Genomic DNA, 25,245 nt, shown 5'->3' on the forward strand with positions numbered 1-25,245 from the left:
CTGTCGGCAAAGATAGCATTCGCTTCCGCCATCGGTTTGCAGTAAAATTCAAGGCGTTACAATCATACATGCAGCTCAAGGCGAAATGTGCGGTTGTGACCGGGATGAAAAGGAGAAATGTCATGTTCAAGCACATTCTCATTCCCACCGATGGCTCGCCGCTGGCGCAGATCGCAATCGAGCAAGGGTTCGCTCTCGCCAGGGAGGCAGGCGCAAAGGTGACCGTCGTGACGGTATCGGAACCCTTTCACGTGATTGCCAGCGATGTCGAAGACATTGCCGCCATTGCCGAAGAAGAATTCCACCGCTGCGAGGAAGCGGAACATCTGCTGAGGGATACGCAGGCGCAGGCCACTTCCATGGGGCTGGATTGCGAAGCGCTGCTGGCGCGGGCGGGCAGGCCCGACGAGGCGATCATCGAAGCCGCCAACAGGAGCGGCTGCGACCTCATCGCCATGGCCTCGCACCGGCGCAGGAGCTTCGTGGAAATGCTGCTCGGCAGCGTCACGGCCAAGGTGCTGAAGAATTCGAAGATACCGGTGCTGGTCTACCGGCAATAGAGCATTTCCAGTAAAGCTGCGTTGCGGTTTTACGTCCGGAAAATACGCTCAGCCGAGAAGATTTGAAAACCGCACCGAATAGATGCGATCCCTCCCCATCAGATGCGCGACGAGAGCGGCATGATCGAACAGGCCGCGCATGGCTTTGTGCCGCAAATCCAGCCCACCGCTCATGACCCCGAAAGCCGGCATCAACAGACGCGAGCCGTCGGTGGCGAAACAGGGCCGCCGCACCGTCTTTTCGCGGCGGCGGACCGTGGCGGAGGGATGCAGATGCCCGGCGATTTCGCCGGCGGCATCGCCCGGCTTCGGTTCGTGGCGGAAGACGAGAGTGCCGTAAAACATTTCGTCCACCGAAGAGCCCGGCAGATCGACCGTGCCATCGGGATCGTGATTGCCGTTGATCCATATCCATTCGCGGCCACGGGCCATCTCGCGAATGAGTTCGCGCAGCGGCAGCGGCAGATGCTCGGAACCGACGCGGTCGTGGAAATTATCGCCAAGGCTGACGACGATCTTCGGATCGTAACGGCTGATGAGGGAGGAGAGGATTTTAAGCGTGGCGATGGTGTCGTATGGCGGCAGCATGCGTCCGCGCCTTGCAAAAGCCGCGCCCTTTTCCAGATGCAGATCGGAGACGACGAGCAGCGACAGGTCCGGCAGGTAAAGCCCGCCCAAGGGATCGCACCAAGCGGCGACGCCTTTGATGGCGGTTTTGCTGCCAAAGCATTCGAAGCCATTGGAAAATCTGTCGCTCAATGTCAGCCGGCTCAGCACTTTTACCTTTGTTCCTTCATTCCGCTCAGATGTTTCAGGACACGGCCTCGGCGATCAGCTCGTCTGCGGCCTCGGCCAGCACATCGTCCATCGCCTCACCCGCCACCGTCTCACGGCCAATTTCCAGCATGACCGGAACGGCAAGCGGCGAGACGTGTTCCAGCGCGCGGTGGGTGGTGTGGCCCTTGATTCGCTTCAGCATATCGCCAAGACGGCCAATGTCCAAAAGTCCCGCCGCGGCATCCCGCCGCGTCGCTTCCAGCAGGATATGATCCGGCTCATGGCTGCGAAGAACGTCATAAATAAGATCGGCGGAGACCGTGACCTGCCGGCCAGTCTTTTCCTTGCCGGGATGGCGGCGTTCGATCAGGCCGGAAATGACGGCGCAGTTGCGGAAGGTGCGCTTCAGCATGAAGGATTCATCCAGCCATGCCTCCAGATCGTCGCCCAGCATGTCCTCGTCCAGCAGGTCTGCAAGCGAAAGGCGGCGGGATTTCAGCCGCCTGCCGATATCTTCCATGGCCCAGATGGCGAGCGAATAATCGGTGGCGACAAAGCCCATGGGCTTTGCGCCCGCGCGTTCCAGTCTACGCGTCAGCAGCATGCCGAGCGTCTGGTGCGCCAGTCGCCCTTCGAAGGGATACATGACCATGAAGAAGCGCTTGCGGAAGGGGAAGGTCTCCACCAGCAGCTCGTCGCGCTTGGGGATGATCGACTTTTCCTTCTGGATCGCCAGCCAGTCGCGTACCTGATCCGGGAGCGTATGCCAGCGCGTCGGGTCTGCCAGCATGGAGCGCACCTGATCCGCGAGATAGGTGGAGAGTGGGAACTTACCACCGGCATAGGAGGGTATCTTCGGGTCCATCGAAAAGGCCTGCGAGACCAGGCATTCATTCTCCCTGATGCCCTCGAAACGCAGCACCTTGCCGGCGAAGAGGAAGGTATCGCCCTGCACCAGCTGCTCAAGGAAATATTCCTCGACCTTGCCGAGCGACATGCCGCCGCGCCCGACCGTGCCCTTGGCATTGCGCTTGACCATGCGGACATTGAGTTCCGCCGCCTCGACGATGGTGCCGAGGTTGAGGCGATATTGCTGTGCGACCGCCGGATTGGAGACGCGCCAGCGACCGTCCTTCATCTGGCGGATGCGGGCGTAACGCTCATAGGTGCGCAGCGCATAACCGCCGGTGGCGGTGAAATCCACCACCCGGTCGAAGGTGGCCCGCGGCAGATCGGCATAGGGCGAGGCGCTGGTTACTTCGCGATAGAGATCGTCCGCATCGAAAGGCTCGGCGCAGGCCATGCCGAGCACATGCTGGGCGAGAACATCGAGCGCGCCCTCGGCAATCGGCGGCGTATCCTGCGCGCCGATATAATTGGCATCAAGGGCTGCCCGGCACTCCATCACCTCGAAACGGTTGGCGGGAACGAGGATGGCCTTTGACGGCTCATCCATGCGGTGATTGGCGCGGCCGATGCGCTGGGCAAGGCGGCTTGCGCCCTTCGGCGCACCGACATGCACGACGAGGTCGACATCGCCCCAGTCTATGCCGAGATCGAGCGTGGAGGTGGCGACGACGGCACGCAATTTGTTTTCCGCCATGGCCGCTTCCACCCTGCGGCGCTGGCCGGCATCCAGCGAACCGTGATGCAGCGCAATCGGCAGATTGTCGTCATTAATGGTCCAGAGTTCCTGGAAGATCAGCTCCGCCTGCGAGCGCGTGTTGACAAAGATCAGCGTCGTCTGATGGTCCTTCAGCGCGGCGTACAAATCCTTCATGGCATAACGCGCCGAATGGCCGGACCATGGGATGCGCTCCTCCGTGCTCAGGATGGAGATATTCGGCTTTGCCCCGCCTTCGACGGTGATAAGCCCAGCGGGCGGCTCACCCTCCCCCTGCGGCGCGAGATAACGGCGCAAATCCATCGGTTCCGCCACTGTGGCCGAAAGGCCGATGAACCGCACATCGGGCGCGTGCCGGCGCACCCGGGCGAGCGCCAGCGCCAGCAGATGGCCGCGTTTGGAGGTGACGAGCGAATGCAACTCGTCCAGCACCACATATTTCAGGTCACGGAAAAAGCGCTCGGCCTCCTTGTTGGCGAGCAGCAGCGAGACCTGCTCCGGCGTCGTCAGCAGAATATCCGGTGGCTTCACCTTCTGGCGCTGGCGTTTGCCCTGCGGCGTATCGCCCGTACGGGTCTCGATGAAAATCGGCAGGCCCATTTCGGAGACGGGTCTGGTGAGGTTGCGTTCGATATCCACCGCCAGCGCCTTGAGCGGCGAGATATAGAGCGTGTGCACGCCGACGAAGCCCGAGCCCGGCGGCACCTTGCCGCGTTCCGCCAGATCGGTGAGCGAGGCCATGAAGCCGCCCAGCGTTTTGCCCGCCCCCGTCGGCGCGATCAGCAGCATGTTCTCGCCGCCGCGCGCCCGTGCCATCAGCTCCAATTGATGGGCGCGCGGAGACCACCCCTTTTCGGCAAACCATTTCTGGAATGGAAGGGGCAAAGCGCCGACATGAGTGCCGGAAATGGGAGACTCGGTGTGTTTCACGTCTTCAAGGTAGTGAAAAACCTGCAAAAAAGAAGGGCGGAACGGGACCGCTTGACAGAAAGCGTAATCGCGGATAAATTTTATCCACGATACTGAAACGAACCGTACAGGGACAAGTCGGATGAAACTCGGCGACGGCGTGGAACAGGCCATTCACAGCGTGGGCATGCTGGCGGGACTTTCCGAAGGCGGCGTGCTGTCGGCAGCGGCGCTGGCGGAATTTCACGGCGTTTCCACGAGCTATTTGCTGAAGCATCTCCAGTCGCTGTCTAATGCCGGGATTGTCGCCACCGTACCGGGGCCGAAGGGCGGTTACCGTCTGGCCCGAACGACCGACAGGATCACCCTGCTCGATATCGTGCTGGCTGTCGAAGGGCCGCAACCCGCCTTCCGCTGCGCGGAAATCCGCCAGCGTGGGCCGAACCCCTTGCCGGGGCGTTATTTCACCAAGCCCTGCGGTATCAATGCCGCAATGCTGAAAGCGGAGAAGGCCTATCGGGCAGAACTCGCCAAAACCACCATCGCCGACATTCTGGGCGATCTCGCCGCCAATGACGATGGCGGGATTGCCGCGCGTGGCTGCGCCTTTCTGGAGCTGAACGAGCGCAAAACAGCAACGCGCTGATACAGCCACACCTTAACCAACCAATGCCGGTCAGCCCAACAGCTTTCCGGACCGATGACGCATGACTTCAAACAGACCCAACCAATGGAGAGACCCATGAAAACCCGTATCAACTATGCCAAAGCATCCCCCGAAGCCTTCAAGGCCGTCATGGCTCTGGAGAATTATGTCCAGAGCAGCGGGCTTGAGCGCCGTTTCGTTCACCTCATCAAGCTGCGTGCCTCGATCATCAACGGCTGCGCTTTCTGTGTGGACATGCATGTGAAGGAAAGCCGCCATGACGGGCTTTCCGAACAATGGATCAACCTGATGAGCGTGTGGCGGGAATCTCCCGTTTATACCCAGCAGGAACGGGCGCTGCTCGGCTGGGTGGACGCGGTGACGAAGATTGCCGAAACCGGCGCCCCGGATGACGCCTTCGAGACACTGAAGGCGCATTTTTCCGATGAGGATATCGTGAAGATCACCGTCGCCATCGGCGCGATCAACACCTGGAACCGCATCGCCGTCGGTTTCCGCTCGCAGCATCCGGTGGATGCGGCTGCAAAGGCGGCGTGACCTCTTAAACCCGAAACGGGCGGCCGCTACATGGCGATGTAGCGGTCGTTCCTGTGATTGATGGCAAGCGTGAGGTTCATGACCAGCGCGCCGAGGACAGAGCAGATGATGACGAAAGGTGTGGCCACGAAGAACGAACAGGCCAGCACCATGCCATCAAAGGCGAGCTGCACGAGGCCCGCGCGCCAGCCGAAACGATCCTGCAGATAAAGCGCCAGAATGCCGAAACCGCCGAGGCTGGTGCGGTGGCGAAACAGCGCCAGCATGCCGGCCGCAACCGTCAGCCCGCCGAAAAGTGCGGCGGCAACCGGGTTGATGCTCTGAAAGGCGAAAAAGCCGGGCATATATTCCGACAGCAGCGCCGTCATGCCGATGGCGCAGAAGGTCTTGACCGTGAAGGCAAGGCCGAGGCGACGGAAGGCGAGATAATAAAACGGCAGATTGACGAGAAAGAAGACCGTACCGAAGCTTAGATCGGTGCCGTAATGCACGAGAAATGCCAGACCGACCGTGCCGCCCGTCAAAAGGCCGGCAGCGGAAAACAGGGTGACGCCGAGCGAGACCAGCATGCTGCCCGCGAGAATGCCCTGCGCATCTTCCAGCAGTGAATGACGATCCGGCGCGGAGACCCATAGGTTCAGGCGCCTGCGCGCAGTCGTATCGTCCATGCCCCGTTCCCCTGTCTTTCGGCCCCTGCCGAGCTATTGCGCTGAACTGCGACGGATTTCAACCGCTGTCGCTCAGCGCACGACGATATATCTGTCCGAGCGGTGATTGATGGCGAGAAACATGTTGAGGACAAAAGCGCCGACAATCGAATAGACAACCGTGGCCGGATCGATGACGAGGAAGGCGCAGAGCATGACGAAGGCATCGAAGGCGAGCTGGATCAGGCCGGCGCGGATGCCGAAGCGATCCTGAATATAGATGGCGAGAATGCCGATGCCGCCAAGGCTGGCGCGGTGGCGATAAAGCGCCAGCAAGCCGTAACCCAGCAGCAGACCGCCGAGCAGCGCCGCCCACAGCGGATTGATGCTGTCGATCACCATCCAGCGCGCTTCCACCTCCGTCAGCACCGAAACAAGGCCGATGGCGATGAAGGTCTTGAAGGAAAAGGCGAGGCCGAGGCGGCGGAAGGACAGGTAATAAAACGGCAGATTGACGAGGAAGAACAGGAGGCCGAAGCTGATGCCGAAGGCATAATGCAGGAGAAAGGCGACGCCGGCGGTGCCGCCGGTCAGAAGGCCGACCTTGTTCAGCAGATAAAAACCGAGCGCCGAGACGATGGCACCGGTGACGATGCCCTGCACGTCTTCCACCGGCGCATGTTTGGCCGGATCGGAACTCCACATGCCGTAAACGCTTCTCGTTCTGCTCACGCTTTTTTCCTCAGCTTCAGGCATATTTTGCACTGCAAAAAACATCTGAGCAAGATGGATACGTAAGGAAGCCTGACCTATCGCGAAAATGGCAAGAAACGGAATGTTCAGGCTTTGGCACGGGCAAGAAAAAGAATGCCGGAAAGGGGTTTTCCGGCATCCTTGCGAATGGTCGTTTCGCGGATTTCGATGAGGGAAAAGCCCGTCCGCTCAAGAAGCTCGCTCACATAGCTCTTCGAGTGGGCGTAACGAAGGGATTCCCGAAGCACGAAACCGTCTTCCTCCCCCGCATCCTCCACCGAAAAGGCGAAGAAACCGGAGGGCGCAAGCAGGGCGGAAACGAGCGGCATGACGGTTTCGAGACTGCCGAGATACATCATCACGTCGGCGGCGGCCACAAGGCCGGCGCGGTGCTGCGCGAGCGTGGGGGTGAAAAGCCCCGAGGCCTCCGGCTCCAGCGAAAGATCGGCTTGGTCGAGATGATCGTAAAGCCCCTTTTCCTCCGCCTTGGCCAGCATGTTCTGGGAAATATCGAAACCTTCCAGCCGGTTTGCGAAAGCGCGGATTTCAACGCCAAGGAGACCGGTGCCGCAGCCAATATCGACAATGGTGTCGAAGACGCCGCCTTTCGCCGCCTTGCCGATCAGTTCCGCCAGCTTTTGCGGCACGCTGTAATCCAGCTTTTCCACGAGCGAGGTTTCGAAACGGTCAGCGTAGTCGTCGAAGAGCCCTTCCACATAGCGGCTCGGCGGTTGCTCCGGCGTTTCGGCGGCGCCGAGAACCGCGAGTTTCAACTCGGCTGCAAAGAGCCCTTCGGTGTCCAGCTCGGCGACTTTCCCGTAGGCCGCCACGGCTTTCTCCGTTTCGCCCGCTTTTTCGTGATATTCCCCGAAGCGAAACCAGCCCGCTGTCCACCGCGGCGCAAGCTCCAGCGCCTGTTCCATGAGTTCGGCGGCGGCGGGAAAGTCACCGCTCTCCGCCAGCATGCGGGCATAGTCCGCCCGGCGGTCCGCAATGACGTCACCGGAAGAAAACTGGTTTGGGGCCATTCAAGATTCCTGAGAAGATGTCGGCTGTCATTTATCAAGCCATAAAAAAACTCAAGTCCTATTTCATGGCGGCCTCGTGGAATTGGCGAATTTGACGCGATATAGTGCGGCGAAACTTGCATCGAAGCGTCGTGCTTCATATGTCAGGACAAAACAGGAGACGTGCTGATGGCCGGTGAGGTCAACAAAATGCTGGGTGACACGGTGGCCCGTACCGTGGTGAAGCTGCTGGTGGTTTCATTGCTCGTCGGCTTTCTGATGGCGATCTTCGGATTGACGCCATGGAACATCATCTACGGCGCGCGCGATTTCGTGGTCGACCTGTGGCGCAGCGGTTTCCATGCGCTGGGCGCAATCGGCGACTATCTGATCCTCGGGGCAACCATCGTCATTCCGGTTTTCATCATCCTGCGTCTCCTGAGCTACCGCCGCTGACATGACCCATTCCACGTTTCAAACGCTTTCACGGCGCGGCTTCGTGCTGCTTTCCGCCGGGTCCGTTCTTTCCGCCTGCGTTTCCATGCCCACCAACAAGGGCATGCCCTCCGGCACCCGCGACGAGACGGCGGCGGCCCTTCCCATGGTCAACGATCTGCGCCGCTCCAAGGGGCTTTCGCCGCTTGCCATCAATGGCGCGGCAAGCGGTGCTGCCGCCTATCAGGCCGGCCGCATGGTCAAGGCGCAGAAGATGGCGCATCTGATCGGCCTGACCGACAGTTTCCTGATCCGCATGAAAGACGGCAATGTGCCGCTTCCGGCAGCGGAAAACGTGGCCGCCGGGCAAGACAGCGTCGAGCGGGTGGTCAAGGCCTGGATCGGCTCACAACACCACCTCGAAAACATGCTCGGGCCCTATAACGGCCTCGGCGTCGCGGTCGCCTATGACGCGGCCAGCCGCAACCGGCCCTATTGGGCGATGGTGCTCTGCGCCTGATCAGATGACGGAAGCGGGGTTCACCTGCAAGCGCGTCGCCGCGCCCCTACCCCGCTCCAGAATCAGCCGAGCTTGCGGTCGGCCCAGCGGTCTACCGTGCTGTCGCGCAGGTCACGAATAGACTGCACACCCTCACGGGCGACCAGCTGCGACAGGCCCTTGACGATGGTGGATGGCAGGCCGGGGCCTTCATAGACCATGCAGGAATAGAGCTGCACCAGATCGGCCCCTGCCCTCACCTTTTCCAGCGCGGTTTCAGCAGACGATACGCCGCCGACACCGATGATTGGCAGATTGTCGCCGACGCGACGGCGCATCTTGGCGAGAACCGTGGTCGAGAGCTCGAACAACGGCTTGCCGGACAAGCCGCCTGCCTCGCCCTTGTGCGGGCGCGGCCTCAGGCCTTCGCGGGAAAGCGTGGTGTTCGAAACAATCAGGCCATCGAGATCATGGGCAAGCGCCTCCTCGGCAACGTCGTCCAGCCCCTCTTCGGTCAGATCGGGCGCAATCTTGAGGAAGATCGGGATGCGTTTGCCGAAACGTTCGGCTTCCGCCTTGCGGCGCTCCAGCACGGCGGCGAGAAGTGCTGCAAGGCTTTCGCGCGCCTGAAGATCGCGCAGGCCGGGCGTGTTGGGCGAGGAAATATTGACGGTGAAATAGGATGCGACCGAATAAAACGCCTCGATGCCCTGGACATAATCGGCAATGCGGTCTTCGCTATCCTTGTTGGCGCCGATATTGACACCGACGATGCCGCGCAGCTTTGCCTGCTTCAGACGTTCCAGCGCGGTGGCATGGCCTTCATTGTTGAAGCCGAGGCGATTGATGACGCCTTCATCCTCAACCAGACGGAAGATACGGGGTTTGGGATTGCCGGATTGCGCTTTCGGCGTGACGGTGCCGATTTCGGTAAAGCCGAAACCGAGCCTCAGAAGCGGCCCCGGCACTTCCGCATTCTTGTCGTAACCCGCCGCCATGCCGAGCGGATTGGGGAAGACGAGCCCCGCCACCGTCTGCTGCAGACGCGGATCGTGAGGCACCATGCAGGTGGGCAGGAAGCCGCTTTTCAGCGCCGCAATGGACAGGCCATGCGCCTTTTCCGGATCGACCAGAAACAGGCCCTTGCGGCCGATCGAGGAAAATAATCCGCTCATCACAAAATCTCCGGGAACTGGTGCTGGCCGTCGTGACCGAGCGAAAGCGGCGTTTCCCAAAGCACGGCGGTCAAGGGAAGAGGCGCATAAAGATGCGGGAAAAGATCGCCGCCTCTGGAGGGTTCATAAACCAGCTTGTCGCCGAGGGCCGCGCCGTCGACCGCGATCAGAAGCAGATCGACCTGGCCGGAAAAATGCCGCGCGGCGGTCTCTGCCGCCTGTTTTGCCGTTGAAAAATGAATGAAGCCGTCGGTCAGGTCGATGGCCGCACCTTCGAAGACGCCCTTCGCCTTTGCCGCGCTCCATAACGTCTCCGGCACGATTTTATAGATGATCGCGGGCGTTTCCTGCATAGGGCTCTCCAAGGCTTTCCACTCAGCGGGATTTGCCGCAAAGCTCGAAGATTGTCCACAGTTTCCACGGCATTTTTATTGCGGAGAGCCTGAAAGACCGCCTGTCCACAAGCTTTTCCTTGTAATGCGGAACCGATTGGCGCAACCTTTCGCGGAGGAGCCGGACGTGTTTCGACCACCGGCAAATGGGAGTGAGCCAGTATCAGAAAAAGAACCGCATAACGCCCTTGGGAGGGGGCCAGAATGTCGGAACTTGTCATTATCATAGCAGACGACCACCCGCTTTTTCGCGGCGCCCTGAAACAGGCCGTATCCGGCCTCGACGGGCAACAGAGCATTATTGAAGCCGGGGATTTCGAGGCCGCCCGAAGTGCCGCCGCAGCGCGCAACGACGCCGATCTCATGCTTCTCGATCTCGCCATGCCGGGGGTCAGCGGATTTTCAGGCCTGATGGCGCTCCGGGCGGAATTCTCCAGCCTGCCGATCGTCATCGTTTCGGCAACGGACGATGCGACCACCGTGCGCCGCTCCATCGAACTCGGTGCTTCCGGTTTCATTTCCAAATCCTCGGGTATCGATGATATCAGGGACGGCATCCGTGCGGTTCTGGAAGGCGATGTCTGGATACCGGCAGGCCATCAGGGCGACAAGGAACAGGATCCTGACGTGGCCGATCTCATCGGCAGGCTCAGAACGCTGACGCCGCAGCAAAGCCGGGTTCTGGGCATGCTGGCCGAAGGGCTGCTGAACAAGCAGATCGCCTATGAGCTCAATGTTTCCGAAGCCACCATCAAGGCGCATGTCTCCGCGATCCTGCTGAAGCTCAAGGTCGACAGCCGCACCCAGGCGGTGATCCAGCTCGCCAAGATAAATACATCGGCCATGGTGGCATAGAAAAGGATTTTATTCCTTTCCTTGCTTTACTCCTGACCGGATATGGTCTAGATTCCGGTCAGTAAACGACAGGAGCTTTCCGCTATCGGCTCCACTTGCGGGCTTTCTATCATGCTGTCACACGAGACGATCTGGAGCGCCATCGATACGCTTGCCGAACGCCACCAGCTAACGCCTTCGGCATTGGCGAAGCGCGCCGGCCTCGATCCCACCTCGTTCAATAAATCGAAACGTTTCGGGCCGGATGGCCGCAAACGCTGGCCTTCGACGGAATCCGTCTCCAAGGTGCTGGAGGCGACGGGGGCAAGCGTCGACCAGTTTTTCGGTTATGCTTTCGGCAGGGCGCAGACCATGCAGCCTTCCGGCGCCGGCAACGCCATTCCCCTGCTCGGTTTCGCACAGGCGGGCTCCGGCGGCTTTTTCGACGATGGCGGTTTTCCGGCGGGTCAGGGCTGGGATGTGGTGGAATTCCCCTCCTCTCCCGAGCGCAGGCAGGGCGTCTATGCGCTGGAGGTGCAGGGCGAGAGCATGATGCCGCTCTACCGTGACGGCGACATCCTCATCGTGGAGCCCGGCGCACAGGTGCGGCGCGGCGACCGCGTGGTGCTGAAAAGCCGCGACGGCGAAGTGATGGCCAAGGTGCTGGCGCGGCAAAGCCCCAAAAACATCGAGCTTCTTTCGCTCAACCCGGAACATCCGAACCGCAGCTTCGACATGGCCGATGTGGAATGGATCGCCCGCATCATCTGGGCCAGCCAATAACCCGCAACTGCGTTTTCCGCGGTATCGACCGGGCACGCGCGCTGTTCCTTTACAGACCGAGTGCCCTTGCGGCGGCATCGACCGTCATGATCTTCGCACCACCCGACACCGCCCTGCGGACGAGACCCTGAAATCTGCCTTCCGGACAACCGTAAAAACTCGGCGCCTGAGAAACATCATGGGTGAAGATGATGAGCCAGCCGCCTTTTTGCAGAACATCCTCCAGCCAGCCATCGGCGGCGTCGAGGTAATTTTGATCCGAACGCAACTCGACCGCGGCAAGATTATGCGGGTCGACACTGCCCCGGTTGATCCCCGGCATGATGCCGCGCGCCGTCCTGAACCGGCGTCGCAGCAGCGGCTGCATGACCGGTGAGGCCATGCCGAAGGGAACGGAGAAATTGCGCCCGTGGCGGCTTGCATCGAACGAGCCAAGCACGCGGTCATTGCGATCGAGATCCTCCTCAAGCCCCCGTCGGGAAAAGCTCGAGAGTTTGCGATGGGAAAAGGTGTGGCAGGCAAGCTCATGGCCGGCTGCCGCCAGTTCCGAGCAGCCTTTCGCGGAAATCATCTGCTGCTGTTCATCGTATTGGTCGATAAACACGCCGGCGATGTAAAACGTGCCGCAAACGCCCTCGTTTTCCAGAATGCGCGCACCAGCCCTCCAGGCGCTTGCCGGCACATCGTCGAATGTGAAGGACACGATCGGTTCGGACGTTTCGATCCGCACCGCCGGTCCCGGGAAATAGCGCACCAGCCGGTTATTGATCCGGTCTGTAAAAGTCCCGATTTTTTGCGTCATACAAAGCCCCCCGGCCTGTCTGCAAATTACTGTCCCTCTTCGAGTATGTCGTAAGCCTGATGCCTCAAACAATAGATTGCGATTAGAAGAGAAGACCAGATAGGCCCGGTTCCGGTAAAGAAATTACTCTCTAAACACGAAGAAAGTAACGCATACACCCAAATTCTCGCAAAAAGTCGGGTCAGGCCCGGATCCGTGCCCTTATCCACCGCCGTGCGGAAATCGTTCGCGGGTATGATGACCAGCCAGATGACGGTGAGAATGAAGGCCGGCATGCCGCCATTCAGCAGGCTTTCAATATAGCCATTATGGGCATGGAAGGCCGTGACCGCCCAGGTGCCGGCAATATCGGCCTGCGACAGAAGCCGGTCGCTCGCCCAGAATGCCTGGAACCCCTGACCGAAGATCGGCGATTGCGCGAAAGTGTCGAAGGATAACCGCCATATGTCCGTCCGCCCGGTGAAGGTGGAATCGATGCCCAGGCCTTCAACAAAATTCTGTATACTCGGAAAATAGGTGGAGCCGACCGCGGATATGTTGATGAAGGCCAGAAGGCCGCCGATCATCAACAAAGTGCGGTTGGCATGCCTTTCCATGATCCAGATCAGCGCCACGGTGACGGGCAGCAGCATGGCCGCGGTTTTTCCGTTGGTCTTCCACAGGAAGAACCCCGCCAGCAGCGTGATGGCGATGCCGCCCAGCGTCGACCAGGCGTTGCGCAGGTAAAGCCCGATCATGAAGAGAATGATCATCGCCGGCGCGGCGGCGTTCTTGTGATTGAAGATACCGCGCCAGTCACCCGCCAGCGCTTTCTCATCGAGATCATAGGGCTGATGGATCGAGCGCGAGCTGAGGAAGATCACCCCCAGATAACACAGCGCCAAGAGAATGATGGCGAAGATGGCCATCATCCGGTCGAACTGCCGCCGGTCGCGCGGCATGACGACAAGGACGCTGGTGATGAAGCACAGGAGCGCCGTGAAGATCAGACGTTGCAGCGACGTGCCGGGCTGGGTTCCAACCACCGAGCATATCGCCAGCCAGAAGAACAGCAGCAGAATGGGCAGCCGCGGCCGCAGCAGAAGCCCCGTCAGCCGGTGGCGCAGCGCAAAAACGCCAAGGATCAATGCGATCACGAGGCCGGTCAGCTGGTTTGCGGCGGCGTGCGGCACGGGCGGTGCTGCGAGATTTTCGAAAGGCGCGACGGAAATCCAGATATAGAGCATGGTGGCGACGAAAAAAAACGCGTCGCGCCGGCTGCCGGCAAGGGATATAGCGCTGCCTTGCGCAGAGACGGGCTGCGTATCAGCCAAACGCGGCATGGTCGCCTGCATCGAAAATGGATAGTCGGATCATTGGCCTGCCTTGTGACGAACAACGAAACCCTTCTGAAACAGGGCCATGTCCAAATAACCATAAACAGTCATTATCATCATTATTATGCAATTGCTTTAACCCTCTCTTACCTCAAGAGGGATAAGACAGGATAAACTGCCATTCATTCGGGTCGCGGACTTTCACTTTATTGGCCGGTTGCGGCTTTTTCAGTTCGCCAGATTTTAAAAAGCAGCGCAGTCATTTTTGAATTCGCCCGGCAATGCCGGAAAACATGGAGAATGAGGTGTCGTTCAATACGCCGCGGCTCGGCCATCTAGTCAGACTGGGATTGACCTACATGGCATCCGGCGGAGCGCTCCTCATGTCCAGCGCCGCCCAGCTTCTGACCTTCGCGCTGCTTGCCCGCCATCTCGGTGTCGAACAATTCGCGCTTTACGCCTCCATCACGGCCGTCACCAATCTCGGCGTCCAGATCTGCGGCATCGGTTCGCAGGAATCGCTGATCCGCCGTGTCGCGCAGGATCGCAGCATGTTTCCCGTCATGCTCGGCCACAGCTATCTTTTAAGCGCCGCGACAGGCGTGGTGCTGACCATCATCGGCATGGTGACGATCCCGGTATTTTTCCCGACCTCGGAAACATTGCTGCACACGCTGATCACCACCTTCCTGATCCTGTTCACGAACCTCGTCCTCCTGAAAGTCATCTCGCTTTCCACGCAGAGCTTCATCGCCCATTCCGACTTCGCCTCCGCCAACAAGCTGGAAGTGATGTTTGCCGTCGCCCGCACCATTGCCGCGGTGGTCGCCTGCCTCATCTTCAAGGTGGAAACGGTGGAGGCCTGGGCGCTGTGGAACCTTGCGGCCCACACCATTGCGGCCATGATCTCGGTCAAGGCGATAGCAAGACTCGGCAGCCCGGTATTCCGCATCGTGCGTGAGGAAATCCGCATCGGCGTCCTGTTTTCCACCCAGTTCCTGTTCAAGGCCGTGCGCGGCAATGCCGATATTCTCGTTCTCGGCGCCATCGCCAGCGCCGAGGTGCTGGGCAGCTATTCCATCGCCCGGCGCATTCTCGACAGTTCCTATCTCTCCGTCGAGGCCCTCAACCGGCTGATCTATCCGGGTTCGGCTTCCGCCGCCCTGCAGGGCATCAGCAAGACCATAGAACGCGCCTATAACGTGCTGAAGGCCGCACTTTTCATCGCGACCGGCAGTGCGCTCGTCATTTTCATCATCGCGCCCTTCCTGCCGCTTTTGTTCGGCGATGAATATGTTTCGCTGCCCATCATCACCCGCGTGCTTTGCTGGGCGGTTCTGCCCATGGCCGTTGCCGCCACCGCGCTCGAAGCGCTCGGCGCATCCGGGCGGCAGGATATTCGCGCGAAGATCTGGAACAGCGGCAACCTCATCGGCTCCGTCGTCGTCGCTTTCTTCACCTGGTCCTTCAGCATTTCGGGAACGATCGGTAGCTATTTCATGGTGGAAACCGCCATCGCCGCCGCCGTATGGATCGCGCTACTGCGCCTGCGCCGCAATGAAGAGGTTTTCGCGCCAGCAAAATAGGAGCTGGCGTAAGAACCGATCCGGTGGCCGGCTCTCCCTAATAGAGCCCATAAGGGAAATAACGCCGGTAGATTTCTTCCAGCCGGCCGTTGCGGGAAAGGGCCGCCAGCGCCTGATCGAAAGCCGGAACAAGCACGTTATCGGGATCGACGGTCATGATGGACAGGCCTTCACCGAGAAACCTGTCGGACATATAGGGACCGCCGAAGAGTGCGCAGCAGCCTTCGGAAGCGCTTCCCGAAACCCAGAAAGGCAGGCGCAGACCGTCGGCGAAGATGGCATCCACCTTGCCTTTCTTCAGCGCGTCATACATCGGCTCGTAACCATCGAAGCCCTCGGCCGCGGCCTTTGGAAAGAACGCCTTCAGCATCTGTTCGTGCCGCGAGCCGGCAACCACACCCACCTTCTTTCCCGAAAGCGCATCGGCACCGGAGCCGGTGAATTTCGCCGCCTTGTTCACCGCAAGACGGGCGGGCATCAGGAGATAGGGCCGCGAGAAGGTAAAACTCTTGCGCAGGTCGGCGGTGGTGGCGAGGCCGGAAATCACCGCTTCGCCCTCGCCCATTTCCAGAGCCGCCTCCAGCTCGTCAAACGGCAGCGCCTGCACCTGGCATTTGCTTTCGACCTTTAGCTGGGCGCAGATTTCACGCACCAGATCGACATGGAAACCCGCAAGCCGGCCTTCCTGATCGGTAAAATTGAAGGGCGGAAAATCGACCGACATCAGAAATCTGATGCGGGGAACGGAAGAAAGATCGCCGCCCGGAAACCGCTCCTGCGCATCGAACAGCACCGGCATCCGGTTCCCGTCCGACAGGCCCTCCGCACGTACATCGCTAAAAAAACCAGTAAATTGTAAAGCGAAAGCTAAAGTAAATCCGAGACTTATATTCCGCGTTACATTCATCATTCTCATCTATACTATCCGTGACAGGAAGTGGGGCGTTACCATGACGGCGGCGGCGATGCATGGATTATTTTAGGCAATATACACGAGATTCGTTTCGCATGACGCCGGCGACACGAAAAATTGCATTTTCCCACGCCAGTGAAAATCCGCTTTCAACCGTTTGCGAACAGGACCAGGCCGGAGAGGCCCGCTTTCTCTCTTCGCTGGGATTTGGCAGGCCCTATATCGAGGCATTCGAACAACGGGCTCTGGAAAATGGCTCGACTTTGGAGGACGAATTGCTGGCAAGCGGTCTCGTCACGACGGATGCCTATTTCGGCGCTTTCGCCACATTCCTCCAGTTGCCGTTTCTCCCGGAAATCGGGCCGGACCGGGTGATGGACTTGAATAAGCTGGACACTCAGCTCTCCGAGCCGAGGTTCCTGCGGCTGACACCGCTGAACGGCACGCCAACGCTGCTGATCGTGCCGGAGCTGGCGCGGATGACGTCGCTGAAAAACATGCTGGATCAACGTCCACGTCTTCTCGACGAATTTGCCGTGACAACCCCGCAGGCCATGCGCAGCGCAATCTGGAAAGCGGGTGAGGCCCGCCGCTCGGCTGAAACCCGCCAGCGGCTTTTCAATACGGCGCCGCACCATTCCGCCAGGATCACGCTTCACGGCCAGCAGGGTTTTTGCAGCGGCGTTCTCCTTACCCTGCTCATTCTGTCGCTGCTGTTTTACACGGAAGCGGCATTTACGTATCTGCATGTCACCCTGACGATGCTTTACCTCTTGACCCTGCTTTTCAGGCTGTTCGCGCTCCTCCATGCACCCCGGGAAAACGACGCGAAAACCGTCTTGCCTCTTCGGCAGGAAAACGAATTGCCTGTCTATACCGTTCTGGTGGCGCTTTACCGGGAAGAGGCGGTCGTCGGGCAGCTCATCGGCGCATTGGAACGTCTGGACTGGCCCAAATCCCGACTGGACATCAAGCTTGTCTGCGAGGCCGACGATAGCGCGACCATCGAGGCGATCCGGCGGGTAAATCCCGGCCCGCATATGGAGGTCGTCAGGGTGCCGCCCTCCCTGCCACGCACCAAACCCAAGGCTCTGACCTACGCGCTTTCCGGCGCGCGTGGCGCATTCGTTGTCGTCTATGATGCCGAAGACCGGCCCCATCCGCAGCAATTGCGCGAAGCCCATGCCGCCTTCCGCAACAAGCCGGACGAGGTGGCCTGCCTGCAGGCGCCGCTTATCATCAGCAACGCCTCTTCCTCCTGGCTCAGCGCCTGTTTCGCATTGGAATATTCCGGCCTCTTCCGCTGCATGTTACCTGCCCTTGCCACACACGGCTTGCCGCTGCCGCTTGGCGGCACCTCCAATCATTTCCGGACCGCCGTGCTGCGGAAGGCCGGCGCATGGGACCCCTATAATGTAACTGAAGATGCCGATCTCGGCCTCCGGCTGCATCGGCTGGGTTATCGTTGCGGCGTCATCCGGCGGCAAACGCTGGAGGATGCGCCGACCTCACTAACCGTGTGGCTGAACCAGCGAACACGCTGGTACAAGGGTTGGCTGCAAAGCTGGCTGGTGATGACCCGTGCGCCCTTTGCGACAGCGCGCGACATGGGATGGTTCGCCTATGTGATTTTTCAACTGCTGATCGGCGGCATGCTTCTGTCGTCGCTGGCGCACCCCCTGCTATTCGTTTCGCTCGCATTCATGACCATCGCCATCCGGGAAAATGGCGTCGACCTGCTGCTCACCTGGCAGGGTCTTCTGTTTTTTATCGATGTGCTGAATATCGTCGGAAGCTACACGATCTTCGTGCTGATGGGCCGCAGCAGAATGATTGCCTATGAAAGAACGCATGTCGGAAGGCGATGGCTGGCAATGCCCGCATATTGGCTGATGCTGTCCATCGCGGCCTGGCGGGCCGTGGTGGAACTCAAAACCAAACCCTTCGCATGGAACAAGACGCCACATGCACCGGTTGTCAAAAATACCTCATGATCCGGCATCTTCGGCAGAGCCAGAACAGTCCTGATACTTCTTTCGACCAGCTGCGGCGGCGACTCGCGGCTTCAGTTACATTGCTGCTACCGGCAAAGCCGCTTCAGGCCTTACGTTGCCGCCGTCATCGATAACAGAAACAGCGCCTTGCCGAACGAAGCTCCTCCGGCAAGGTCCGTCATTTCATCCTGAAGGCGACCGAACCGCTCTACTTGGTAACGAGCTTGTTCTTGATCAGGCCGACGATGATCTGAACGATCAGACCGCCGACACCGCCGCCAACGAGCTGGCCGGCGAGAGCGCCGATATCCACGCCGCCGGCTGCCGCATCGCCCGCCGCGCCGAGCAGCGAACCGAGCACGGTTCCGCCGCCGAGACCGCCGATGGCGCCGGCAATCAGATTGCCGAGCGAACCAAGATCGGAGTCCTTCACTATCTTTCCGCCTGCCGTGCCGCCTACCGCACCGCCGACGATCTGGGCCAATATCGAAGCAAGATCCATCTCATCCTCCTCAGTTGTTTCCCCGACCATTCGAGGAAACAAAGCCTCTTATTCATGTCTGCGCAGGTTGAACCGAACCGGCATGGCCGGCCTTCTCTTCCTCGCCGAAGATTTTCCAGATCACGGCCCCGATGGCGCCGCCGAGGATCGGAGCGAGCCAGAACAGCCAGAGCTGCTGCAGCGCCCATCCGCCAACGAACAATGCCTGTCCCGTGGAGCGGGCCGGATTGACGGATGTGTTGGTGACCGGAATGGAAATCAGATGAATAAGGGTGAGGGCAAGGCCGATGGCGATCGGCGCGAAGCCGGCAGGAACCCTGCCATGCGTTGAGCCCAGAATGACGATCAGGAAAAACGCCGTCAGGATGACCTCGATCAGCAGCGCCGATACGAGAGAATATCCGCCCGGCGAATGTTCACCATAACCATTGGCGGCAAAACCGCCAATATCGGCCCCCGCCTTGCCGGTGAGGATGACATAAAGCGCCGCAGCCGCGACGATCGCCCCCAGAACCTGCGCCACTATGTAAGGCACGAGGTTCGCCGCCGGGAATTTACCGGCAACCGTGAGGCCGACTGAAACGGCCGGATTGAAATGACCGCCCGAAATGCCGCCAACCGCATAAGCCATGGTCAGAACCGTCAGACCAAAAGCGAAAGCGACACCAAGGAAGCCAATGCCGAGTTCAGGAAAGCCGGCGGCAAAAACCGCACTGCCGCACCCTCCGAACACGAGCCAAAAGGTTCCCAGAAATTCCGAAAGAAGTTTGCGACTCATAACACTTCCCCTATGTTACGACTGTATCAACTATTACGTGCAATTTAATCGTAGTCAAGCTAAATTGTGTACTACTCTCACACGGTAACCGCCCGAAGACCCGACGCAGGCATGAACTGATCTGCACGCGACTCGATCGCCTCGACCGTCACATCTCAGCATTGCATAGCGCGCACGTTGCCGTCCTTGACCCACGATCCACCAAGGCGAAATGGATAAGCTACTATTCTACTGGTCGTTGGCATGGTGGCGCAGACGAAATGGCGATTCATCAAAGTGCGGCAGCGCAACGGTATCGGACGCGCGATTTGACAGGCCTCCCTTTGGCCGTGAACAGCCCAGCAGGGATAAGCGCATTTTCCTCGGATGCTGCACGCCGTTTAGAGGGCACGCAAGTAAATCGCCGCAGGCAAACATGCTGACTTACGCCATTGGGCTGAACGCAGCGTGTTCGATTGGAGGCCCAATCCGATTACCCGGTGCAAACCCACGCCTAATTGGCCGCGCATTTTTATGAAGTAAGATCACTTAGTCACATCGCAGAGCTCCCTACTTCGGCGAGCCTAACCACTCCTCGTCATCAATAAATGTTTCATAGACGTCACCAGAGTCGCTCAAGCCAAGCCGCGTGAGATAATTTGATAGATCTACAAAAGTGGCGTATTCAATAGAATCATCACAAAACCATGTCGCTTCGCATTCATAGCACAAATATACTGTTCTATGGGCCGCTCCTATGTGGACCTTCTTCACCCAGTCTTGGTGGCAGCGTGGGCATTCTATCTTCATAATCAGTTACCTTCTGTTGTTCACTGGGGGTAGGCTGAGATTATTTTGTTAGTCGCCACATTGTTTTCCACGGCCACGATAATCCGCAAATTTCTCTCACCGTTCGTACCGATATCCCGCCCCATTGGAACAACAAAAGCTCCCGGATCGCCCGGTACCGAGACACCTCTTTTGGCCCACGCCTCATCGACCAAGGCCAGCACGTTATCGCCCCGGGCGTTAAATACCGTATGGGTGGGTTTTGTAATATCCGGCTGCGTATGTGCCAAGACGTGATCAATCCGGTTAACAAAAGTTTTGTCGTATCCATAGATGAGTCCCGCCGGTGAAACATGAACAATATCACCGTGCGAAGTCACGTAGGAGGCGAAACCTTTCGGCGTGTTAATTGTCGCTCCAGCTCCACTGACTCGCTTCCAGTCGCCCGGAATTTCGTTGACTGAACCACCGACGGTGGATCCACCTGCACCCGATCCGAATAACTTCAAGCGGGTTGCGAGCGTGACCACTTGCACCATCGCCGCCGGGTCACCGCCGCTGGCTTTCTGAATTATCTCCGGTAATCCAAGGATCATGAGAGGATCGGTTACTAAGAGATTGATCGTCCCAGCAAGTTGTTCCGCTTGTTCATTGCTTAGACCACTCGTGCCATTCGGTGCCAAAATCTTTAGAATTTGGCTCAGTCCGCCCGAAGCATTGAGACGATCGAAATTCGCTTGTTGCTCACTTGATGAGGACCAATAAGACACGACACCAGCGTAGCTGGAGAGTGCGGCTACGGCATCCGCTAGAACAGCTGAGCAACCTGCGCCGCTGTATCCATTACTTCGGCAATCGAGGTATTCCCTCTGCTGCTGTTCGTCTTTTGCCTCAAGTCGTGCTTTCTCCGCGCACGCTGACTGATCCCCTCCGGCACACGAAACCTTGGCCTCATTCAACTTTTCATTATCTGCATGATTGAGGTAATTATAATTAACGTTGTCTAGCCCGGCGGCTGCGGCGGTTTCGCCTCCGACCGCCGCACCAACGATTGCCGCCACCCACTGAGTGATGGCGCTTTTCTGGTCGTCGGTCAGGTTCGGATTAGCGCTCAACACCTGCTGCAAGACGCCATTGACGACTTCACTCAATCCACCTGCCAACGCCCCAGATCCGGCATTGCCGCCCGCAAGCTGTGCGACCAACCCTCCAACTGCCGCATGAAGAGCAATCTTCGCCGGACTGCCTTCGGCAAAACCGAGTTTAGCGGAGATGTCACCAACGGCGATGTTGGCAAGCGCCGAGAGGGCAGCTGCACTCTCCTGTTTCGCCTTCAGCCGCTCTATGTCGAACGGGTCGACTGTTGTGTTGGCTTTAGAGAGGTCCTTGTTAAGTGAGGCCAGATCCTGTGTCTGATTGGTGAGCGTAAGTTGACCTGGTGTCAGTGTGGCACGGGCAACACCTTGATCCTCCTCCTTGGCTGGCTGGCCGACTACAGGAACGGGAATGCCGCCAGGTGTGAGAGATACTCCAAGACTGGAACTCGACGCCTCGGAGCGGTTGGCTATGTCCGACCAGGTCAATGAATCGGCGGAAAGCGTATTTTTGGTAGGATCGGCTGTTGAACCTATGACGCCACCGGCGAGGTCGACATTGCCGCCGACCTTGACATTGTATCCGCCGGAGCCCGCGATTAGTCCGCTCTGTTCGGAAACGTTGGCGTAATTACCTTCAACATCGGTTTTCTGAACTCCACCACCGACCTTACCCGCTGGTGACAAATTGAGGCCACCGCCAACCGTTTTTTCGTTGTAAACCATCGTGTCCTGGCGGCTGACGATGTTGAGATCGCCGCCGACAGCAGCCGTGACCTTGTCGCCGGACACAACTGCGCCCGCAAGCGTGGTGTCGTTGCCAGAAGCCAGTGTGACATTACCGGTGCCTGTGACATGGGTGTTGAGATGAGTGACGCTGTTGGCGTCCTGCTTACCGCTGCCCGCTGCAAAACCACCGCTCAGACCGCCGTTCGTGAGATTGACTCCAATTGAAGCATTGGCAGACTGGCTGCGGCTCGAAGACGATGAAGCAGACTGGGCACTTTCCAACAGAATGGAGCCACCAGCCATGAGAAGCACATTTCCTGATGTCGGATCGTTTTGGGAGCCTGCTGCAATCTGAACACCACGACCGGTCAAATCACCAGAATTCGCGACTATGCTGACTGAATCCCCTGCCTCAATCGTTGTGACAACCGGCGTTAATGTCGAAAGCGTTGCGCTACTCTTTTGGTAGGTAAACCCGACGGATAGGCTTGCAGAGGCCAGCGGCTGCGAACCGCCGTCGATCTGCTTGAGGATGTCTTTTACTCGATACGCCGCAAGGGCAGCCGGTGCGAGAGCATAGGCACCGTTCGGACCGCCAAGTTTTCCAGCAGCGTTAGCGAGACTGCCCGCAGCACTCGCAAGCCCAGAGGACACCGACAGGCTGACGCCGGCAAACATCTCCTCATGCATGTGTTCGTAGTTCGACTTGTCCTGCGCCGAGAGCAGATTGACGTTACGTTCTGCGAGGATAGCAACATCGCGCTCAGCGGACACCTCAGCCGCCTGCACGTTGGCGTCGCGGCCCGCAGATATTGTCAGGTCACGACCGGCAGAAAGGGTGGATTTGGCGTTGGTCTCGGCAGACTGGCTCGTTTGATCGACAGACTTGCCATAGCCAATGCCCACAGAGGCGCTGCCGCTGCCTGAACTGAAAGAGAGACCGAAACCGGAACGCTGCTCCTTCTCCGCCGATGCGGCACTTTCTGCCCCTGGCGTGATGTTGACATCACGGGCAGCCTCCAGCGCGAGGTCACGCCCCGCCATGATGGACGAGCCGATGACATTGACGTCGTTTTCGCGTGCCGCGAGGGTTACGTCGGTCCCAGCAGTCAGCGCGGAGCCAACGTTGAGGGTGGACGACTGGCTTTTTTCTTTCTGTTCCTTGCCCCAGAGTGAAAGGAAGCCGCCGCCGGAACCGGCAAACAGGCCGGATTTTTTGCTGCTGCTCTCCAGCGCATGCTGTTCCTCGGCCCCGATGATGGCGACGCTGTCGCCCGTGACGCTGATCGCATCGCCTGCCGTTATGTTCGAGCCGGCGATGACAGCGTTGCCGCCAGCATCCAGCTTGATGTTGCCGGATGCGGAAAGCTCGGAGCCGACTGTGGCTTCATCATAGTTGTACTGCGTCGAGCTTTTTTTCGAGAGGAAGCCCTTGGATGAGGAGCTCTGCTCGAACTCAGCAGTATTCTTGCCCGACGCGATCAGCAGATCGCCCCCTGCGCTGACGTTGATATCCGCTTTGTTGGTATCATCGCCGGCTATCACCCTCGAGGCGGAGACGACGGTATCACCATCCGAGGTAATGGACACGCCCTTCCCGCCACTGACCGATGATCCGACGGCAGTCTCGGTTTGCGTGTGGCTCGTCGTCTGTTTGCTTCCGCCGAACAGGCCGCCCTTTTTCCTGTAGGTGTAATCGATCGTGGTGGTGTCGACAGCTCCGGCAATTGTCACGTCACCGGTCGCTTTCAGACCGACCGTCCCATCAGCGGCAATCGTGCTGCCGATGAGGTTGAGGCTGCCACCCGCATTGGCGGTGATCGATCCGCCCGCGGTGATCTCGGAACCCTGACTTGTGGTTCTCACAACCGTCGTCGTGCTGCGCTTGTCACGTAAGGTGCTGGTTGTCGACCTCTCGGTAACGGAGATATTGATGTCTCCATTCGACGTCAGTCCGAGATTGCCGCCGGCCGTCACCTTTGCGTTGGCGAGCAGAATGCCCTCGTCGCCCTTGATTGAAGCATTACCGCCTGCGCTGAAGGAGCCGCCGATTGCCGCAATCGATGAACCGGAAACGGTAAGATCGCCAGTCGATGCGATCATCCCTGATGTTGCAAGCAAGCCAGTGTCGATCGTTACCTGATTGCCCGCGATCAGCGCGCCAGCGGAGTTCAATCTTTCCCTGTCGTCAGCGGCAAGATGCAGCACCGGCGCAAGAACGGTCGTGCCGTTCACCGTCTGCCACTCATAAACAACGACGGATTCGGTGAGGCTGGCGATCTCTTCAGCCGTCAGCGGTTGGCCGAGCTGGCGCTGGTTCGCTCCCAGATAGGCGGCTCCGTTGTCAAGCAGCTGTTTTATCTGGGTAATCGAATCCTGCCCGGTAAAACCGGAGCCTGTCGCCAGTCTGAGCTGCTGCTCAATATATTGGTTCTCGAAATAGGCGTCACCAAGGAACTGGATTTGGCGATCCGGCTGGTAGCCGATGCGGCCAAGGAAATAGCTGGAGCCATAGAATTTCGAGACGTCGAGGAAGGCGGCACGGGTCTCATAGAGGAATGTCTGGCCGGGAACGGTGCCGCCAAAGCCGCCGGACTGCGGGGTAGCAACGGCGCCAAGCGTGAATAGCGCTCCGCTCGCTGTTAAGCCGGCCAGCAACGCCGTCGGATCGCTAGAAGGCTGAGGTGTAGCAACGGTGGCATGGTCGGCGATTGTTCCGGCCGAAGCAGTATTGTTGACGGCGGCAAAACCGGTGATACCAAGCGCCCCGCCAGAGCGGATCGTCGCGGTAACGCCACCGATCGCCTCAACGCTTTCCACGGTTCGTCCAGGCCCGATATCCTTTGACGCATCCCGCGTTCCGAAGGGGCTGGGGCCAGGCACGGCGACCTGCCATGAACCTTCATGGCCACCTGTGTCGCCGGTCGTTTTCGTTTCCGTCCATTCGTAAATGACATCCGGATAATACTGGCAGCCGCCGTGCTGGTTGCAATTGAGCGAAGTCGTGCGCTGCAATTGCAGCCCGAGATTGGTCAGCGTGCCCGAGCCATTCAGCGTCATGCCGGAGCCGGCTTCGATTGCACTATAGGCATTGGTAAGATCGACCGTGTCGACAGAAAGTGTGTTGCCCGCCTTGATCAGCGCTGCGGGACTACCTGAGGATA

At 59.1% G+C, this 25,245-nt stretch carries 22 protein-coding genes; 9 read left to right on the forward strand and 13 right to left on the reverse strand.

The features are described from left to right. The first annotated feature begins 122 nt into the window (after positions 1-122). Positions 123-560, forward strand: coding sequence for a universal stress protein (locus EM858_RS08310; protein ID WP_127756393.1), 438 nt, complete (start codon positions 123-125; stop codon positions 558-560). Between the two features lie 48 nt (positions 561-608). Here EM858_RS08310 and pdeM read toward each other — a convergent pair whose 3' ends face one another. Continuing rightward, complete coding sequence (gene pdeM, locus EM858_RS08315; protein WP_127756394.1) at positions 609-1,337, reverse strand: ligase-associated DNA damage response endonuclease PdeM; 729 nt, start codon at positions 1,335-1,337, stop codon at positions 609-611. A gap of 34 nt (positions 1,338-1,371) precedes the next feature. Continuing rightward, positions 1,372-3,891: a ligase-associated DNA damage response DEXH box helicase gene (locus EM858_RS08320; RefSeq protein WP_127756395.1), complete on the reverse strand. Its 2,520-nt coding sequence runs from the start codon at positions 3,889-3,891 to the stop codon at positions 1,372-1,374. Positions 3,892-4,012: 121 nt separating this feature from the next. Between EM858_RS08320 and EM858_RS08325 the strand changes: the two genes are divergently transcribed. Beyond that, positions 4,013-4,516 carry an Rrf2 family transcriptional regulator gene (locus EM858_RS08325; protein ID WP_127756396.1) on the forward strand — a complete coding sequence of 168 codons (504 nt, stop codon included), beginning with the start codon at positions 4,013-4,015 and terminating at the stop codon, positions 4,514-4,516. 96 nt (positions 4,517-4,612) lie between these two features. Next, positions 4,613-5,074 (forward strand): carboxymuconolactone decarboxylase family protein, encoded by a 462-nt coding sequence (locus tag EM858_RS08330; RefSeq protein WP_078051285.1) that lies wholly within the window; start codon positions 4,613-4,615, stop codon positions 5,072-5,074. A 26-nt stretch (positions 5,075-5,100) separates the two neighbouring features. Here EM858_RS08330 and EM858_RS08335 read toward each other — a convergent pair whose 3' ends face one another. From EM858_RS08335 to EM858_RS08345, 3 genes are all read right to left on the reverse strand, one after another. Beyond that, positions 5,101-5,742: a YitT family protein gene (locus tag EM858_RS08335; protein WP_080817948.1), complete on the reverse strand. Its 642-nt coding sequence runs from the start codon at positions 5,740-5,742 to the stop codon at positions 5,101-5,103. 72 nt (positions 5,743-5,814) lie between these two features. After that, a complete protein-coding gene (locus EM858_RS08340) occupies positions 5,815-6,426 on the reverse strand; it encodes a YitT family protein (protein ID WP_035236585.1) in 612 nt (203 codons plus the stop codon). Positions 6,427-6,560: 134 nt separating this feature from the next. Next, positions 6,561-7,502 carry a class I SAM-dependent methyltransferase gene (locus tag EM858_RS08345; protein WP_164865361.1) on the reverse strand — a complete coding sequence of 314 codons (942 nt, stop codon included), beginning with the start codon at positions 7,500-7,502 and terminating at the stop codon, positions 6,561-6,563. Between the two features lie 168 nt (positions 7,503-7,670). Between EM858_RS08345 and EM858_RS08350 the strand changes: the two genes are divergently transcribed. Together EM858_RS08350 and EM858_RS08355 are read left to right on the forward strand one after the other, a co-directional pair. Beyond that, a complete protein-coding gene (locus EM858_RS08350; RefSeq protein WP_003493739.1) occupies positions 7,671-7,937 on the forward strand; it encodes a DUF6460 domain-containing protein in 267 nt (88 codons plus the stop codon). 1 nt (position 7,938) lies between these two features. After that, positions 7,939-8,436: a CAP domain-containing protein gene (locus tag EM858_RS08355; protein WP_003519931.1), complete on the forward strand. Its 498-nt coding sequence runs from the start codon at positions 7,939-7,941 to the stop codon at positions 8,434-8,436. 62 nt (positions 8,437-8,498) lie between these two features. Here the strand turns inward: EM858_RS08355 and EM858_RS08360 are convergent, their stop codons facing one another. After that, complete coding sequence (locus EM858_RS08360) at positions 8,499-9,590, reverse strand: quinone-dependent dihydroorotate dehydrogenase (protein ID WP_127756397.1); 1,092 nt, start codon at positions 9,588-9,590, stop codon at positions 8,499-8,501. Then, on the reverse strand, positions 9,590-9,943 hold the full coding sequence (locus EM858_RS08365; RefSeq protein WP_059759483.1) for a DUF952 domain-containing protein: 354 nt from the start codon (positions 9,941-9,943) through the stop codon (positions 9,590-9,592). The genes EM858_RS08360 and EM858_RS08365 overlap by 1 nt, the downstream gene beginning before the upstream one ends. A gap of 243 nt (positions 9,944-10,186) precedes the next feature. Here EM858_RS08365 and EM858_RS08370 point away from each other — a divergent pair, with 243 nt between their 5' ends. Both EM858_RS08370 and EM858_RS08375 read left to right on the forward strand, forming a co-directional pair. After that, positions 10,187-10,837, forward strand: coding sequence for a response regulator transcription factor (locus EM858_RS08370; RefSeq protein WP_035265127.1), 651 nt, complete (start codon positions 10,187-10,189; stop codon positions 10,835-10,837). 111 nt (positions 10,838-10,948) lie between these two features. After that, positions 10,949-11,599, forward strand: coding sequence for a helix-turn-helix transcriptional regulator (locus EM858_RS08375; RefSeq protein WP_080817957.1), 651 nt, complete (start codon positions 10,949-10,951; stop codon positions 11,597-11,599). A gap of 49 nt (positions 11,600-11,648) precedes the next feature. Here EM858_RS08375 and EM858_RS08380 read toward each other — a convergent pair whose 3' ends face one another. After that, complete coding sequence (locus EM858_RS08380) at positions 11,649-12,401, reverse strand: polysaccharide deacetylase family protein (RefSeq protein ID WP_127756398.1); 753 nt, start codon at positions 12,399-12,401, stop codon at positions 11,649-11,651. 26 nt (positions 12,402-12,427) lie between these two features. Further along, positions 12,428-13,723 (reverse strand): Wzy-type polysaccharide biosynthesis protein UppY, encoded by a 1,296-nt coding sequence (gene uppY, locus EM858_RS08385; RefSeq protein WP_127756399.1) that lies wholly within the window; start codon positions 13,721-13,723, stop codon positions 12,428-12,430. 287 nt (positions 13,724-14,010) lie between these two features. Between uppY and uppX the strand changes: the two genes are divergently transcribed. After that, positions 14,011-15,303, forward strand: a complete 1,293-nt coding sequence (gene uppX, locus EM858_RS08390) for a Wzx-type polysaccharide biosynthesis protein UppX (protein ID WP_035265123.1) — start codon at positions 14,011-14,013, stop codon at positions 15,301-15,303. A gap of 37 nt (positions 15,304-15,340) precedes the next feature. Here the strand turns inward: uppX and EM858_RS08395 are convergent, their stop codons facing one another. Next, the gene (locus EM858_RS08395) at positions 15,341-16,102 is read right to left on the reverse strand and encodes a transporter substrate-binding domain-containing protein (protein ID WP_035265120.1); all 762 of its coding nucleotides are present in this window, start codon (positions 16,100-16,102) and stop codon (positions 15,341-15,343) included. 170 nt (positions 16,103-16,272) lie between these two features. Here EM858_RS08395 and EM858_RS08400 point away from each other — a divergent pair, with 170 nt between their 5' ends. Further along, on the forward strand, positions 16,273-18,210 hold the full coding sequence (locus tag EM858_RS08400; RefSeq protein ID WP_164865362.1) for a glycosyltransferase family 2 protein: 1,938 nt from the start codon (positions 16,273-16,275) through the stop codon (positions 18,208-18,210). Between the two features lie 208 nt (positions 18,211-18,418). Here the strand turns inward: EM858_RS08400 and EM858_RS08405 are convergent, their stop codons facing one another. The 3 genes from EM858_RS08405 to EM858_RS08415 all read right to left on the reverse strand — a co-directional run bounded on the left by EM858_RS08405 (position 18,419) and on the right by EM858_RS08415 (position 25,141). Then, on the reverse strand, positions 18,419-18,712 hold the full coding sequence (locus tag EM858_RS08405; protein ID WP_003519942.1) for a hypothetical protein: 294 nt from the start codon (positions 18,710-18,712) through the stop codon (positions 18,419-18,421). A 52-nt stretch (positions 18,713-18,764) separates the two neighbouring features. Continuing rightward, positions 18,765-19,490 (reverse strand): aquaporin Z, encoded by a 726-nt coding sequence (aqpZ, locus tag EM858_RS08410; protein ID WP_080817969.1) that lies wholly within the window; start codon positions 19,488-19,490, stop codon positions 18,765-18,767. Between the two features lie 809 nt (positions 19,491-20,299). Further along, positions 20,300-25,141 carry a hemagglutinin repeat-containing protein gene (locus EM858_RS08415; RefSeq protein ID WP_245482987.1) on the reverse strand — a complete coding sequence of 1,614 codons (4,842 nt, stop codon included), beginning with the start codon at positions 25,139-25,141 and terminating at the stop codon, positions 20,300-20,302. Positions 25,142-25,245: the final 104 nt, after the last annotated feature.

Source organism: Agrobacterium sp. CNPSo 2736, assembly GCF_004005385.1.
GTDB classification, from domain to species: Bacteria; Pseudomonadota; Alphaproteobacteria; order Rhizobiales; family Rhizobiaceae; genus Agrobacterium; species Agrobacterium leguminum.

Excerpts from the sequence above, each read along its gene's own strand:
- EM858_RS08405 (WP_003519942.1), bottom strand. The coding sequence starts at position 18,712 with ATGGATCTTGCTTCGATATTGGCCCAGATCGTCGGCGGTGCGGTAGGC.
- EM858_RS08335 (WP_080817948.1), bottom strand. The coding sequence starts at position 5,742 with ATGGACGATACGACTGCGCGCAGGCGCCTGAACCTATGGGTCTCCGCG.
- aqpZ (WP_080817969.1), bottom strand. The coding sequence starts at position 19,490 with ATGAGTCGCAAACTTCTTTCGGAATTTCTGGGAACCTTTTGGCTCGTG.
- uppX (WP_035265123.1), top strand. The coding sequence starts at position 14,011 with ATGGAGAATGAGGTGTCGTTCAATACGCCGCGGCTCGGCCATCTAGTC.
- EM858_RS08370 (WP_035265127.1), top strand. The coding sequence starts at position 10,187 with ATGTCGGAACTTGTCATTATCATAGCAGACGACCACCCGCTTTTTCGC.
- EM858_RS08415 (WP_245482987.1), bottom strand. The coding sequence starts at position 25,141 with ATGACGCTGAATGGCTCGGGCACGCTGACCAATCTCGGGCTGCAATTG.
- EM858_RS08365 (WP_059759483.1), bottom strand. The coding sequence starts at position 9,943 with ATGCAGGAAACGCCCGCGATCATCTATAAAATCGTGCCGGAGACGTTA.
- EM858_RS08330 (WP_078051285.1), top strand. The coding sequence starts at position 4,613 with ATGAAAACCCGTATCAACTATGCCAAAGCATCCCCCGAAGCCTTCAAG.
- EM858_RS08340 (WP_035236585.1), bottom strand. The coding sequence starts at position 6,426 with ATGTGGAGTTCCGATCCGGCCAAACATGCGCCGGTGGAAGACGTGCAG.
- EM858_RS08355 (WP_003519931.1), top strand. The coding sequence starts at position 7,939 with ATGACCCATTCCACGTTTCAAACGCTTTCACGGCGCGGCTTCGTGCTG.
- uppY (WP_127756399.1), bottom strand. The coding sequence starts at position 13,723 with ATGCCGCGTTTGGCTGATACGCAGCCCGTCTCTGCGCAAGGCAGCGCT.
- EM858_RS08360 (WP_127756397.1), bottom strand. The coding sequence starts at position 9,590 with ATGAGCGGATTATTTTCCTCGATCGGCCGCAAGGGCCTGTTTCTGGTC.
- EM858_RS08375 (WP_080817957.1), top strand. The coding sequence starts at position 10,949 with ATGCTGTCACACGAGACGATCTGGAGCGCCATCGATACGCTTGCCGAA.
- EM858_RS08350 (WP_003493739.1), top strand. The coding sequence starts at position 7,671 with ATGGCCGGTGAGGTCAACAAAATGCTGGGTGACACGGTGGCCCGTACC.
- EM858_RS08380 (WP_127756398.1), bottom strand. The coding sequence starts at position 12,401 with ATGACGCAAAAAATCGGGACTTTTACAGACCGGATCAATAACCGGCTG.
- EM858_RS08345 (WP_164865361.1), bottom strand. The coding sequence starts at position 7,502 with ATGGCCCCAAACCAGTTTTCTTCCGGTGACGTCATTGCGGACCGCCGG.
- EM858_RS08310 (WP_127756393.1), top strand. The coding sequence starts at position 123 with ATGTTCAAGCACATTCTCATTCCCACCGATGGCTCGCCGCTGGCGCAG.
- EM858_RS08395 (WP_035265120.1), bottom strand. The coding sequence starts at position 16,102 with ATGCCGGTGCTGTTCGATGCGCAGGAGCGGTTTCCGGGCGGCGATCTT.
- EM858_RS08400 (WP_164865362.1), top strand. The coding sequence starts at position 16,273 with ATGGATTATTTTAGGCAATATACACGAGATTCGTTTCGCATGACGCCG.
- EM858_RS08325 (WP_127756396.1), top strand. The coding sequence starts at position 4,013 with ATGAAACTCGGCGACGGCGTGGAACAGGCCATTCACAGCGTGGGCATG.